This is a genomic window from Streptomyces sp. NPDC015532, assembly GCF_043078065.1.
Lineage (GTDB): Bacteria > Actinomycetota > Actinomycetes > Streptomycetales > Streptomycetaceae > Streptomyces.
On record NZ_JBIBSY010000027.1, the window covers coordinates 1 to 12927 of the forward strand.

Below are 12927 nucleotides of genomic sequence, written 5' to 3' on the forward strand. Positions count from 1 at the left end.
TTGCGGGGTGGGGGTCCCCGGGTCTATGTTATAAAAAAAAAAACACCACCCCCCCCCCCCCCCGCCCTGGGGGGGGGGCCCCCCCCCCCGGGGGGGGGGGGGGGCGGCCCCCCCCCCCGCCCCCCCCGCCACTTGGTCCCCTCCGGTCAGGCCAGGTAGTCGGCGACCATCTCGGCGAAGTCCTCCGGCGTGCGAACCTCGACGCCGAGTTCGGCCGCCTTGACCGCCTTCGAACTCGGCTTGCCACCGGCGGACGGCGCCGCGACCAGGATGGACGTCTTGGCGTTGACGCTGCTGCCCGCGCGCCCGCCGGCCTTCTCGATCAGGGAGTTCATCTCGGTCCTCGTGTAGGCCGCCAGCACCCCGGTCATCTTGCCGGTGACCACGACGACCTTGCCCGTCAGCGGCCCTTCACCCACTCCCGCCGAGGGCTCCTTCATGTTGACACCCGCGGCGATCAGCTTGTCGATGACCGGTGCCAGCGCGGCGACCTGCTCGACGATGACCGGGGCCTTCTCGGGACCGATGCCCTCGACATCCTGCATCGCGGCTGCGTCGGCCTGACGGATGTCGTTCATTTCGCCGAAGTGCCGGGCGATGCGGCGGGACATGCTGCGCCCGGTGCCGAGGACGCCCAGGGCGCAGAAGACCCGGCTGAGGGGGAGTGCCTTGGCGGCCTCGATCTGCTGGGCGAGCTTGGCGGCCAGCTTGGCGCTTCCGGATGCTGCCGTGAGCTGCTCGGCGGTCAGGGTGAACAGATCGGCGACGTCGGCGACGTCACCGGACGCCACCAGGGCCGCCACGTACGCCGGGCCGAGGCCGTCGATGTCGAGCATGTCGCGTCCGGCGGCGTACTGGATCAGCGCCGGAAGCGCGCACGCGCTGCCCTGCGCGCAACGCCACCTCTCCTGCGCTTTGTTGATCTTTCCGCCGCAGTTAGGGCAGACCTCGGGCAGCGGTACCTCCAGCGCCCCGGTCGGCCGCAGCTGGACCACGGCCCCCTGCACGCGGGGGATGATGTCACCGGCCTTGTAGACCGTCACGGTGTCGCCGATGTGGAGGTCCCGACGGCGGATGTCAGCGGGGTTGTGCAGCGTGGCCCGGGTGACGGTGGAGCCGTCGATCTCGACCGGGGTGAGGATCGCGGTCGGCGCGAGGACCCCGGTGCGGCCGACCTGCCACACGACGTCTTCCAGCACGGTCTGCCGCTCGACCGCCGCGAGCTTGACCGCGATGGCCCAGTGAGGGAAGCGCGAGCCGAACCCGGCCGCCGCCTGCTCCGCCGCGTCGTTCATCTTGATCACCACGCCGTCGATCCCGACGGGCAGCTCCGCACGCATGGCGGCGATCGCATCCACCCGCTCCTGTGCCGCGGCGAGATCCGCGACGACATGGAGCCCTGCCGCGGAGTCCGCGGTGGTCTGGATGCCAACTGCGGCCACGGCCGCGAGGGTTTCCGCATGGGTGGCCCCGGCGGGCAGGTATGCGACCGCGTCCAGCTCGACCGCGCCGTAGGCCCAGAACGTCATCCGGAGACGGTACGGCCGGTCCTTCGCCCTGAGCGTGCCGGCCGTGCCGTTGCGGGGGTTGGCGAAGACCTGCGCGTTGTGCGCGGCACGGACCTCGTTCGCCGTCTCGAACTGCGCCTGGGTAAAGGCGACCTCGCCGCGGACCTCGATGGTGACCGGCTCGGTCAGCTGCTCGGGGAGACCGTCGATCTGGCCGATGACGTGGCTGATGTCCTCGCCGTGACTGCCGTCCCCGCGGGTGATGATCTGCACCAGACGGCCGCTGCGGTACCGGGCCGCCACGGCAGCGCCGTCAATCTTCGGCTCGACGGTGAACCCGCCCTTCGGCGCGCGGGTCAGCCGGCGCTCGACCGACACGCCCCATGCCACCAGGCCCTCGGCGTCAAAAACGTTGTCCAGGCTCAGGAGGCGGGTGGTGTGCGCGACGTCGCCGACGGGCGCGGCCCCGTCGGCGACGAGGCCGGTAGGCGAGTCCGGGGAGACCTCGGCCGGGTGCTCCTGCTCCCAGGCTTGTACGGACCGCCGAAGCTGGTCGTACGAGACGTCGTCCAGGACGCTGTCGCCGTCGCCGTAGTACGTCCGTGAGGCGTCACGCAGAAGCTGGAGCGCGGCCTCGTACTCGGTGCGGCCGGACACGGCGGACAGCGCCTGAGCGGCGGGAAGAGTCGTCATGAGGGTGATCCTCTCGTAAGGGTCTGACAGTCGTGGGAGGAAAGGGGGCGAGGCCCGGACAGGGGGTCGTCCGGGCCTCGCCGGCCCCGGCCGTCGAGGGGAGTGCACGGCCAGGGGGAGCCGCGCGAAGCGGCTCCTTCGGAACTGGCTTTGTGTTGGGGGCGATGCCCCGCCCTCACGACCACCAATATACACATAGAAATGCGAAGACGCAACGGAGCTGGAGTGGGTTCGCCCAAGCCCCCGACCGGGCCTTCCTGGTTCGGTCAGATCTGGTCGGCTCGTCGGGATGCCGGTAGCCGGCGGAGCCCCAAGGGCGGGAGACCGCGGGGCATTCCGAGGCCCGGGACCTGCGATTGCCTAGACCGTGTCGCCCTCGGCCCGGGTTTCGACGCGGTGCAGCACGTGGGGGGCGATCAGGTCGGCGCCACCGTCCTCCCAACGCACAGCCTGGAAGGCGTAGGGGGTGCCCTCCGCCATGCCGAAGGCGTGCCCAAGTCGTTCGGTTCCCCTGGCGCGCATGACCAGGTGCGTTCCGTCCGCGTAGTAGGTGAGCGCCGGGTCGAACATGGTGGCCGCGCGGGTCACGTCCGACGCCAGGGGGCGCGCCCGGATGACGATGTCCGCGACCTGGTCGGCGTCGATCCCGGGCATGTTCATGCGCCGGTCGGGCTCGACCTTCCAGGACAGGCCGGGGAACAGGCGGTTGACCTGATCCCGGACCCACTGCCATGCCTCGTTCGAGGCTTCCTCGGTGGCCTCGTTCGCCGAGGAGTGCCAGCCCTCGGCGCAGTCGGCGCCCTGTTCACCGAGGAGGGCCATCACCTCGGAGTGAGTGATCTCGTCCGGGAGGGGTGTCCCTGCCTGCAAGCGGTGGACGAATCGGTGGAAGAGCTGCAAGGCCAAGGACTCGCCGTCCAGGTGGTGGGCGTAGACGATCCGCAGCACCTTTCCGTGTCCTTCGGAATCGGGGACCAGGGCGGCGATGGCGGGCGGCGGCGTCGTGTTGATGGCCATGGGGGTGCTCCGTTTCGGGCGGGGGCGGAGGGGCGACGGCAGCAGGGGGCCGGCCGCCGCCCCTGGGATCAGGAGGGGGGAACGGACTGCCACGGCCAGAACGGCGGGCGGGTCCTGGTGGGGTACAGCACGGGCCGGGCTTGCTGCTCGGCGGTCGCCCGCTCGGCGCGTTCCCGTACCGCTTCCTCCAGGAGCCGGGGGTCGTTCAGGGCGTCGCCGCAGGAGACGGTCACGTGGCGACCGAGCCTCCAGAGCTGGGCGTTGACGGCGCAGCATGCGGAGTTGAGGGGGTCGAGGTCGTTCAGCCACCAGCGGTACTCGGCGGGGTCGGTGGCGAAGAACCGCATCGTGGCGGCTGCGGCCCGGGCCATGGTGCCGGTCCCGGCGGCGGCTTCGAGGAAGAGATCGCCGGGCCTGCGGTCGGTGGAGAAGAGGATGTCGCCCATGTGGTTGGCGGCGACGGTCGGGGTGAAGAACTCGCCGGTCGACTGCCGTTCGCTGTAGCTGCGCATCCGGGTGATGAGCAGGCCGAGGATGTCGTCGGACTCGGCGCGGGCGGTGTCGGAGCAGTACTCCAGCAGTCCTGCTCGGACGAGGGTCCGGGCGTAGTCGGACAGGCCGCGGATGTCGGTTTCGGTGGGGTGGGAAAGCCAGTCGTGGAGGGGGCGGGCGGCTTCGGTCAGGTCCGGGTCGTACGTCCAGAAGGAGTTCCAGCCGGCCCGAAGTGCGTCGATGAGCTGCTCGTCGTTCAGGGGGAGCAGGAGCGGGCCGTAGTCGGGGCCTTCCGGGCGCGAGGGGGCGGACAGGGCCAGTCCGGCCAGGGTGCCCACCGCGATGGCTCGGTCGCTGGAGCCGCCGCGGTTGGACGTCCACCAGGCGTGCGCGGCGTCGGCTATGGCGTGGGCGTGGTCCCGCCCGCTTTCGGGCGCCATGGCGCGGCGCATTCCGGCGGGCGGGATGCCGTACAGCGTCACGTCGCGTCTCCCGGCCCCTGCGCGATGAGGCGGTCGAGTTCGGCGACGAGCGGCGGCAGGAGGGTCCGCTTGCGTCCCAGGCGGCTGGAGCCGAAGGACTGCAACCTTCCGGGGTGGCCGCTGGGCTGGAAGTCGCTGTCGACGACCCAGGTCCGGTCTCCGGGCATACGGGACAGACGGTAGGCGGCCTTGTTGAGCAGCGTGCTGTGTTCGAAGAGGAGGAGTTCGGCGTACAGGCCGGTGACGTTTCCGGCCTGGCGTTCGCCGAGGACCGGCACGACGCCGGTGTGCTCCACGGTGGTGTCCTCGTCGGTGATGGTGGCGGTGAACGTCCGGGCCGTGCGCAGCGGGGCCAGCGCTCGTTCGGCCGCCTCATGTGCTTCGGGGAACCCGATCGGGTCGGCGGCCAGGCATCGTCCGGCGAGGGCGAGCGGATCGCGGGTAAGGGCCTCGGAGAGCTTGAGGGGAGCGAGTTCGCGCAACAGCGCGTCGCGCCCGAGGGTCACGAGGTACCAGTACTGCTGAGCGCGGGTGGTGGGGATCATCGTGTCCATGGGGGTCCCTTCCGGGGGCGGCGGGTGCTGGCGGGACATTCCGCCCAGCGGGTCAGTTCGGGGAGCGGCGTCGGCTCAGCTGCTCGCCGAATCGGCTTCCTCGGCCTTGAGGTCTTCGAAGTAGTCGCGTGCGCTGGCGACCAAGCCGGGGACGTCGCACCCGAACGACTGGGCCGCGTCCAAGAGCGCCGCGAGCATCCCCGCCTCGCGCTCCGCTCCGGCGGCGACGACGGCGCACACAGCGGTGAGGTGGACGGGGAACGCCTCGCTGCGCAGCTCCTCGGCGGCCTGGTAGAGGTCCCGGGAGCTGACCCGTCCGTCCGTCAGGCAGAAGAGTTGCGCGACCAGATCCCCGATCACGCGGTCGGCGCTCTCCTGGTCGTCGACGACTTGGTCGCCGGGGTGGTTGAAGGCGACCTGGGCCATGGCTTCGGCCGCAAGGACGCCGAGCCGAACGCGCTCGGTCCGCTCGGGCACGGGCAACAGAGTCGTCGGGGCGTGCTGGTTGTACGCCTCCAGCGCCTCGCTGGCCCACGCCGCGCGGTCCGCGTTGGTGCACTCGCGGACGGGATTCATGTTGATCCCGGCGTTCCGCGCCACGGCGATGCGGGCGGCCTGGCGTGCAGTGATGGGGATGTCCACGGTTGTCCTCTGGGTGAGGGTCGAAGAGTGCGGTCGGTGAGAGCGAATCCGCCGCTCGATCACAGCCACCACATTACACATTAAATGAATAATACGCAACGTCTTAGGCGGGGTGACGATCATCCGCCCACTTCGGGTACGGAAGAGAGGGCATCCCGAAGACCGTCCTCGACCTCTCGGCCCGGGTCCGCGCGGCGGGCAGCAGATACCGCAGGTTGCCGGGGTGACGAGCGGCGCGGGCGCCGATCGCCGGCAGGATCTCGGCCAGCCAGCGAGCCGGCTCCTCCTCGGGCCGCAGCGGCCGCGCCCCAAGAAGTTCGAGGCGGCGGACGACCCCGCCGCTGCCAGCCTCCCGCCCGGTCACCTTGGCTTTTGACCGTGCGCTGAGTACGGACCCGTCGGGCAGGAAGCACAGGGACCGGGCGGTTCCGCGGCCCGTGAACCGGGCGCCGAGCGCCTGGTAGACGATGCCGAGATGGCCGGGGGAGCCGATCACCACACCCTCGCCGGTGACCCGCCGGCGCGGCATGGGATCGGCGAAGGAGACTGCTGCGCGCAGCCCGCTCTCCGCCGCGAGCCGCAGGGCTCGGGACACCAGGAACGTCTCCCCGTTGGCCGGGACGGAAGGGCTGACGATCAGTCGGGCCAATTCGGCGCTCTCCGCGTACGGAGCAAGTCCGGGGAAGGGGACGGTCAAAACTCGCTCGTTCATCGGGGAGGCGAGCACCACGGCTCCGACCAGGACGTGCCCGTGCACGGTCTGATCGTCTGGGCCGGCCTCGGCCTCGGTGTCCAGCATCCCGAAGCGTTGGATGGCTGCGGGCCATCCGGAGAGATAGTGCTGTGAGGTGACGTAGCGGCGTGCCGTCTGCTCGTCGATCCGGACGACCTCGTATCGAGCCCTGCGGAAGCCTCCTTCGGAGGCGTGCCGCCAGCTGGGTACGCCGAACGACCACCGCTGGGCATAGCCTCGCGGGTCGCCCGCCACCATCGCCCGCAGCTCACCGGCGCTGGGCATGACCGGCATCCCGTTCACGCCGCCTCCCGGACCGCGGCCAGGTGGCCCAGGAGGTCTTCGCGCCAGCGCAACGCGTAGGGAAGGCAGTTGGCCTCGCTCTTGTGCGTGCCGCAGGTCCGCTCGAACCTGCCGCCCTTCGACCACGCCATGCTGTCGGCGGAAGCCACGTGCCGCCACGAGACGTCGAGTCCGGTCTTCTTGTAGCCGAAGGCGTGCAACCTCAGGCCCATGGCGTGCAAGTCCTCCAGGATCCAGCTCGCCGTGAAGGTGCTGGGCCGCCGGCAGATGCTGCCCACGCCGACGAGGGGCTCCTTGGTCAGATCGACGCCGGCCGCCGCGAACTTTTCGACGCACCGGGCGTAGTGGGGACGAAGCCACCCCTGGACGACGGGGATGATCGGAAGCTCGGGGGCGAGCTCGCGCAACGTCAGGAAGTTCGCGACGGTGAGGTCCTGGTGCTGGTCGATCGTCAGGCCGGTCATGCGCAGCGCGTCGTCCTCGCACATGAGGTCTTGCTGACTGGCCCAGGACAGCCGGCCCACCTCATCCCTGTACCTGCGGATCTGCTGCACGTACTGCTGCGGGGTGGTGCGCCATTTGCCGAACTTGGTGATCTCCGTGAAGCCGCCGCTGTCGAGCGCCCACGGGTGGCCGGCGCGGGGAAGGGTTTTGACGCGGGCGAGCTGGCGGTTCGACACGAACATCGGCACGCGGCTCTCCTTGAGCCAGTGCGGGCGGTGGACGCCGAGCCAGAAGGTCGGCAACGGCGGTGCCGCCTGTGCGGGCTGTGCTGGAACGAGAACGGGCATGACCTCTCCGAACGTGAAGGCATCGGGTGGGGCGGTGCCGCCGCGCGGGACCTCCGCGCGGCGCGGCGGGCAGGGCTCACCAGCCGACGAGGCCCTTGTCCTGCGCGGCCGCGAGCTCCCGCAGACGAGCGTGGAGCCGGGTTGCGTCGCCAGGACCGCAGCCGTACCGCTCGAACACGGCCCGGGCCGCGACGGCGCGGGAGCCGGCGAAGGCAAGGTCGCCCTGCGCGACACGGAGCCGGGTCAGGGCCCGCGTGGCTGCGACGAGGCGTGCCGCGTCGATGACCGGTGCGAGGCCCGGGCCGTGGGCGGGGGTGTACATGAGGGCGGTCACCTGCTCGCCGACTTCAGGGCACAGGTTCTTGGCAGACGTCAGCCAAGGGCGCCGCGCGCTGGTGAGGGCCGGCGACCAGCTCTGGCCGCGGTCGGTGCTGACCACGGCGCACTCGAACTGGAGGCTGACCCGGTACGTGAGCGACACGGCGGCCCGGACGTCCATGTGCTCCCCGTGAGCCACACCACTCTGGGCAAGGCCCGGCGTGAAGCGCACCTGCGCGGCCCGGCCGTGGATGGTGGTCTCCAGCTCGTAGTTCGCCTGAACCACGGCTTCGACGTCGAGCTCACCGGGGCCCGAGGATCCCGGGAGGGGGAGGGCTTGACGGAGCAGGCCGGCGCGGAGCTGCTGGGCGAGAAGTTCCGAGAGGTCCTGGGCTGTACAGGTTCCGGTGGCGTGCGTGATCGCGCGGATCCCCGCGCGTGCCGCAGCGAGTAGCTGCTCCTCGGCGATGAGCGGGTCGAAATCGACTGAGGGCATGACGGAGCGCTCCATGAGACGAGGCGGGGAGAGGCGACGTACGACTGGCGGGTGCGTCGGGTGGCCGACGGTGGGGGAGCGCGGCCGGGGCGTGAAGGTGCCGGGCGCCGGTGGTGGAGCTGCGCCAGGGGCGGCAGCTGTCTCAGCGCACACCCCGCGGGGCAGGGGGCCGCAGCGAAAGCAGTGGGTGCCCGGCCCGCCTGCGGCCGGTGACGGCGGAGGTAGGTGGAGTCGCGAGAGCCGGTCAGCGCTCGGCTGCGGGCAGCGGCGCCCGGTCGAGTTTGAAGAAGCACCGGCCGAGCTCCTGCGCGGACCACGTGAACGGGTGCCAGTCCTTCTCTCGGACGGTGACGGTGACGCCGGTCGGTGATTCCTCGACCGCTTCGACCCGCACGATCGGGAAGTGGCCGCTGGCGACACCGTCGCGCATGAGGCGGTCCCCAAGCCCGACCGGAGCCTGGACCTCGCCGCCGGTGTACCGCGTGTAGGGCACCAGGACCTGCGGGATCCCTTCCGGCACGGCCAGCGCACGATCGGTCAGCATGTCGGCCAAGTGCTCTCTGATCAGCGCGTAGAGACGCTGGGACGGCGGGTCCTCCACCGTGCGTGCCACGAACGCCAGGCGCAGTGCCTCGTCGTCCAGGCCGGGCGGATATCCGCGGTTGTCGGCGCGGGCGAGGACGTCCTCGGCGTACCGGTGGGCCAGACGACCGCGGTGGAGGGACCCGGCGGCGGGCGGGCTCGCGGCGACGCACGCCGGACAGGAGAGCGGGGCGTCGGTGACGCGCGCCGGGTCCAAGTGCTCGTAGTGGTGGACGACCGAGTACCGGCCCGCGTCGCAGACCACGTCAATCAGAAAGCCGGTGTGGCTGTTGAGCAGACCCTCGTGAACGGCGCCGTCGTGGCCGATGAGGTTCTTGTGGTCCATGTCTTCTCCGCCGCCCCGGGGGCGGCGTCCTCGCTTTCGGTGCGTCGGGTGGGTGGCTGGCGGCACGGGCGCGGTGCGCGCGGCCCCGCGCCTCACGTGCCGTCCGGCCTACTTGCTGAGGTAGAACTTCACCCCCCGGCACACGACCAGGATCGGCCCCGTCGCGTTGATGATCAGCTGGTACGCCTCCTGCTCATAGACCGATCCCGCCTCCGTCACGGTCTCGTCGAACCGGGTCTGACCCTGGAGGTAGCGGATCAGCTCATATTTAGCCACCGGCCCGTCGAGCGGAATCGTCGCCCCCATCGGCGAGTGGGAGTCGCTCAGGCCCCGCCCGATCCATCCGGCCGAGAGCTGGAGCGGGGCCGGGAACGGGACGCGGTGCGCAAGGTGCCGGGCGACGGCTTCGTGGGCGCGCTGGTCCCACATTCCGTTCCAGACATCGCTCGCGTTCCTGGCCTCTTCGTCGTACGCCGCCAGGGCCCGGCGCATGTTGAGGTACTCGTTGTCCTCACGGAAGATCCGGGACGCGGACCAGTTGCCGGTCGTGTCGAACCCGTCATCCATCGACTGCCCGTCGTGCTGGCGGCCGACCATCCAGTGCCCCGTGGACTCGTCTACGCCGAGCCACACACCCTCGAAGGAGCCGCGCCACTCGCGCCGTGCCTGGTCGACCACGGTCCAACCCTGGTGCTGCTCACCGGTCTTGATGCGCATGAGTGTCTCCTGATCTCGTCGGTAGGGAAGGGCTGGGACGCTCAAGCCGAGGGGCGAGCACCACCAACTGAGATCAGAATACACAGTGAACTATTAATAAGCAACATCGAGTCGCGTCGTGTGCCCGTGGGCATCACGGTGCCATCGCGGCGTCGGCTCGGATCCCGGCGGCGAAGGCGGAAGCCGTCAGGACCGGGACCGAGCAGCAGCGAGTTGCCCCCACGCGCGGCCGGCATCAGGCTGCAGGGCGGGATAGGCGGTTGCCAGGACCTCCTCGGCGAGGAGAGCGGGCCCGCGCGAGTAGGCGAGGGTCTCCTGCCCGTCGCCGGACTGCACAACGGCCAGATCCGCATGGCGGCCGGCGACCCTGTGCACGGCCCGGCGGAGGTCTTCGTTGCCGGTGAGCAAAAGCCTGCCCGGCCCGAGGGGATCGGAGGCGAGACGGGCGAGGCTGATGGAGCCGCGCGCGGGACCCGCGGTGCGGGCGGCGAAGTCCAGGCTCGCGTACGCCTGGACGACGTCGGGGCAGCGGCGGCCGGCGGTGCGACGGACGGCCACGCCGTGGCTTCGGCCGGCAGCTCCACCAGCGGGAGGTTCGGGGTCGAGCAGGTGCAGGGTGCGGAAGGGGTTGGCGAGTTCGTCCTCGACACCCGTTGCGTCGCGGTCCCGGAGCGCGTACATGCTGACCAGGCAGGCGATGTCCGCGGCGACTACCGATCGGGCCGGGCTCGTGTGGCCGGCGGCTTCGGCGGCCGCCACAAGGCGCCCCTGCAGTTCTGCGCGGCTGTACCGGCTGATCGGGGAGTACCCGAAGAGGTAGCGCCAGCTGGGCACATGGCACCGTTCGGCACTCACCAGCCACCAATGAAGCACCCACAGGCTGGTGTCGAGCTCAAGGAAGGGGTCTGCTCGTCCAAGAGCCAGTGAGCCCGGTCGGTGGGCACCAAGTCCCGGCCGTGCCGGGCGGCCAGTCCGAAGGCCTGGGACCAGAAGGACATGGCCGGGACCATGCTCTTGCCGACTCCGAGCACGACGGTCGCGTCGGGGCGGCGCAGGGCGGCGTGATCCTGGAGCAGGGCGAGGTAGACCTTGCGGAGCCACCCGTCGCGGGGTGGGTAGCCGCGGTGCCGGCCGAAGGCGGGCAGGCAGCCGGTCATGGGGGTGTGGTTCGGCACGGTGATCCCTTGGTGAGGCTCAGTCGAGTGAGAGGGGGCTGCGGTCGGAGAGGGTGAGCCGGGCGACGAGACGCGCGAGGGGCTGCGCCCAGTCGGCCGGTGGGCCGGGGACGAGGAAGTCCTCGCTCCAGGTGGTGCCGTCGCCGACGAGCGGTCGGCTGGTCACATGGACGTGCCGCAGGCGGGCTCCGGCGGGGGCGAGTTCGAGCTCGTAGGCCCGGGTTTCGGTGTCGATGTACCAGGTCAGACAGCCCTCGGCGTCAGGGCATCCACAGGCCAGCATGTACACGCGGGTCCGGCTGGGGATGGGCAGGACGGCGCGCAGCGCCTGAGTCACGGCCTGGCCCTCCGTGTGGTCGTGAACGTGTGCCACGTTTCCTCCTTTCGGCCCGGCCCACGGAAGTGGGCCGGGCCATGCGGCTACCTGCTGGACGTGAGGGCGTCCAGCAGCTGCTCGGTGGTGCGGGTGGCGATCGCGAAGCGGACCATCTTCATGACGTCATCGCGGTGGCGGGCCATGTCGCGCGCCTGGGCGAGGGTGTCCTCGGCCAGGTCGGGCTGGGCGAGGACGTCTCCACAGCCGACGACCGCCCGGGGGCCCAGTTCCCATACGAGGGCATTGACGGCGGCTCCGGCGGCGGCGAGGGGGTCGAGTTCGAGCATGACCCAGCCGCGGTCGGCTGGGTCCTCGCCGTCGCGGCGCAGTTCCTGCGCGGCGGAGCGGAAGAGCCCTCCGGTCCCGGCGGTCGGCTCGAGAGCCCACTCGCCGCGTTGGTGTGGCCGCTTTTCTGAACTGCCGTCGTTGGCCAGCATCGCGGTGATCAGGGCGCTGACATCGGGCGGGGTGTGGTACTCGCCGAGGCTGCGCCGGGAGTGGTGGTGGCGCAGGCTTGTGATGACCCAGGAGAGCAGGTCGATCCGGGACCTTCCGGCGGGGTCGGTGTCTCCGGTGTGCTGGAGGACCCCGTGGCGCAGTGCGGCGCGGGTCACGGCCTGCACGCCCGCGAGGTGCGTGTCGTGGAGGTCCTCTCTTGTCCAGTCGAACAGGGGGCGGGCGGTGGTCCACAGGTCGGGGCGAAGGCGCCAGTAGTAGTTGGCGCTCTCGGCCAGGCCGCGGACCAGGACGCGCGGGGGTTGTGCGGCGATGTACGCGGCGATCGTGTTGGCGGCCTCGGCGCCCGGGGACTTCTGGGGCCACAGTGCGAGGGCGGCGACGACCCCTGCGGGGATGTCCAGCCGGCTGCCGCCGGCGGCGTACCAGGCGTCGGCGACCGCCTCGCCGAGGACGGAACCGGGGCTTCGGCTGACGGTGATCGGGGGGCAGTCGGTCGTGCCGGCATGCCGGGCACAGCTTGGATCGGTGCAGTTCTGGGCCTTGTGGGTGTGTGCCTGGTCAACGGCCTCGATCACGAGGGCGGCGGTGGTGTCAGTGGACATGAGGGTTCCAGGACGTAGGTGGGTCTGCTGGTCGGGGACAGGAGGGCAGGGCCAGGGCCGTGGGCGGGAACGCACCGTCCGAGGCCCCCGGGCCTGCACGTTGTGGTGACGGGTGGTGCCGTACGAGCGGCCACCCCCGGCACATTCAGAGGACTCCGCGGCGGGACAGGTCCGGCTCGCACAGGGAGCACGTCCCGCACGGCGCGTGGTCGGTGCATCCCGGCTCCGGGAGGGCATGGGCCGCGGCGTCCTCGCGATGGATGAACTTGGGCCACTCGCGTTCGTACAGGAACTCGCCGGCCCACTCTCGGGACTGGAATCCGGGGATGCGCGAGGCGTCGTTGGTCGTATCGGGCTGGGCGACCCACGTGGTCGTGCCGTCCGAGAGGGTGTGTTCCCACACGTACCCGTGCACGGTGGGGCTGGCCTTGTTCACCACGAGGAACCCGCGGGTGTAGTTGTTGTGGGCGGGCTGGAAGTCGATGTGCTGGGCGAGGCCGGGCAGCATGATCACGCCTCCGAAGGGTGAGTGCGGGTGGTGTTGGGGGTGCGGAGTCTGAGGGAGCCCAGCCCTCTCGGTGGCCTGCACGCGCCCCGACTTGGGGCGCGAGGCTCATTCCTGTGGGAACCGAGGGCGGTCC

General features: G+C 71.0%; 13 protein-coding genes and 1 pseudogene. All 14 read right to left on the minus strand.

The window, feature by feature from the left end; all coding sequences use genetic code 11:
• Positions 1-146 precede the first annotated feature (146 nt).
• The 14 genes and pseudogenes from ligA to ACF07B_RS41530 all read right to left on the minus strand — a co-directional run bounded on the left by ligA (position 147) and on the right by ACF07B_RS41530 (position 12794).
• Positions 147-2201, minus strand: coding sequence for an NAD-dependent DNA ligase LigA (ligA, locus tag ACF07B_RS41465; protein WP_392182753.1), 2055 nt, complete (start codon positions 2199-2201; stop codon positions 147-149).
• A gap of 360 nt (positions 2202-2561) precedes the next feature.
• Positions 2562-3218, minus strand: coding sequence for a hypothetical protein (locus tag ACF07B_RS41470; RefSeq protein ID WP_392182754.1), 657 nt, complete (start codon positions 3216-3218; stop codon positions 2562-2564).
• Positions 3219-3286: 68 nt separating this feature from the next.
• Positions 3287-4192: a hypothetical protein gene (locus ACF07B_RS41475; RefSeq protein ID WP_392182755.1), complete on the minus strand. Its 906-nt coding sequence runs from the start codon at positions 4190-4192 to the stop codon at positions 3287-3289.
• Positions 4189-4746 (minus strand): hypothetical protein, encoded by a 558-nt coding sequence (locus tag ACF07B_RS41480; protein ID WP_329449054.1) that lies wholly within the window; start codon positions 4744-4746, stop codon positions 4189-4191. Before ACF07B_RS41480 ends, ACF07B_RS41475 begins: the two co-directional genes overlap by 4 nt.
• A 75-nt stretch (positions 4747-4821) precedes the next feature.
• The gene (locus ACF07B_RS41485; RefSeq protein ID WP_329449055.1) at positions 4822-5388 is read right to left on the minus strand and encodes a hypothetical protein; all 567 of its coding nucleotides are present in this window, start codon (positions 5386-5388) and stop codon (positions 4822-4824) included.
• A 103-nt stretch (positions 5389-5491) separates the two neighbouring features.
• The gene (locus ACF07B_RS41490) at positions 5492-6424 is read right to left on the minus strand and encodes a hypothetical protein (RefSeq protein ID WP_392182756.1); all 933 of its coding nucleotides are present in this window, start codon (positions 6422-6424) and stop codon (positions 5492-5494) included.
• The gene (locus ACF07B_RS41495; RefSeq protein ID WP_392182757.1) at positions 6421-7215 is read right to left on the minus strand and encodes a hypothetical protein; all 795 of its coding nucleotides are present in this window, start codon (positions 7213-7215) and stop codon (positions 6421-6423) included. Before ACF07B_RS41495 ends, ACF07B_RS41490 begins: the two co-directional genes overlap by 4 nt.
• A 76-nt stretch (positions 7216-7291) precedes the next feature.
• Positions 7292-8029, minus strand: coding sequence for a hypothetical protein (locus tag ACF07B_RS41500; protein WP_392182758.1), 738 nt, complete (start codon positions 8027-8029; stop codon positions 7292-7294).
• 244 nt (positions 8030-8273) lie between these two features.
• Positions 8274-8957, minus strand: a complete 684-nt coding sequence (locus ACF07B_RS41505) for a hypothetical protein (protein ID WP_392182759.1) — start codon at positions 8955-8957, stop codon at positions 8274-8276.
• A 108-nt stretch (positions 8958-9065) separates the two neighbouring features.
• Entirely contained in the window at positions 9066-9674 is a 609-nt protein-coding gene (locus ACF07B_RS41510; RefSeq protein ID WP_392182760.1) for a hypothetical protein, read from the minus strand.
• Positions 9675-9860: 186 nt separating this feature from the next.
• Positions 9861-10831: pseudogene (locus tag ACF07B_RS41515) on the minus strand (DUF4007 family protein).
• A 37-nt stretch (positions 10832-10868) separates the two neighbouring features.
• Complete coding sequence (locus ACF07B_RS41520) at positions 10869-11222, minus strand: hypothetical protein (protein WP_392182761.1); 354 nt, start codon at positions 11220-11222, stop codon at positions 10869-10871.
• A 47-nt stretch (positions 11223-11269) separates the two neighbouring features.
• On the minus strand, positions 11270-12286 hold the full coding sequence (locus tag ACF07B_RS41525) for an N-6 DNA methylase (RefSeq protein ID WP_392182762.1): 1017 nt from the start codon (positions 12284-12286) through the stop codon (positions 11270-11272).
• A 145-nt stretch (positions 12287-12431) separates the two neighbouring features.
• Positions 12432-12794 carry a hypothetical protein gene (locus tag ACF07B_RS41530; RefSeq protein WP_212728899.1) on the minus strand — a complete coding sequence of 121 codons (363 nt, stop codon included), beginning with the start codon at positions 12792-12794 and terminating at the stop codon, positions 12432-12434.
• Positions 12795-12927 lie beyond the last annotated feature (133 nt).

Excerpts from the sequence above, each read along its gene's own strand:
- ligA (WP_392182753.1), bottom strand. The coding sequence starts at position 2,201 with ATGACGACTCTTCCCGCCGCTCAGGCGCTGTCCGCCGTGTCCGGCCGC.
- ACF07B_RS41470 (WP_392182754.1), bottom strand. The coding sequence starts at position 3,218 with ATGGCCATCAACACGACGCCGCCGCCCGCCATCGCCGCCCTGGTCCCC.
- ACF07B_RS41480 (WP_329449054.1), bottom strand. The coding sequence starts at position 4,746 with ATGGACACGATGATCCCCACCACCCGCGCTCAGCAGTACTGGTACCTC.
- ACF07B_RS41495 (WP_392182757.1), bottom strand. The coding sequence starts at position 7,215 with ATGCCCGTTCTCGTTCCAGCACAGCCCGCACAGGCGGCACCGCCGTTG.
- ACF07B_RS41500 (WP_392182758.1), bottom strand. The coding sequence starts at position 8,029 with ATGCCCTCAGTCGATTTCGACCCGCTCATCGCCGAGGAGCAGCTACTC.
- ACF07B_RS41505 (WP_392182759.1), bottom strand. The coding sequence starts at position 8,957 with ATGGACCACAAGAACCTCATCGGCCACGACGGCGCCGTTCACGAGGGT.
- ACF07B_RS41510 (WP_392182760.1), bottom strand. The coding sequence starts at position 9,674 with ATGCGCATCAAGACCGGTGAGCAGCACCAGGGTTGGACCGTGGTCGAC.
- ACF07B_RS41525 (WP_392182762.1), bottom strand. The coding sequence starts at position 12,286 with ATGTCCACTGACACCACCGCCGCCCTCGTGATCGAGGCCGTTGACCAG.
- ACF07B_RS41530 (WP_212728899.1), bottom strand. The coding sequence starts at position 12,794 with ATGCTGCCCGGCCTCGCCCAGCACATCGACTTCCAGCCCGCCCACAAC.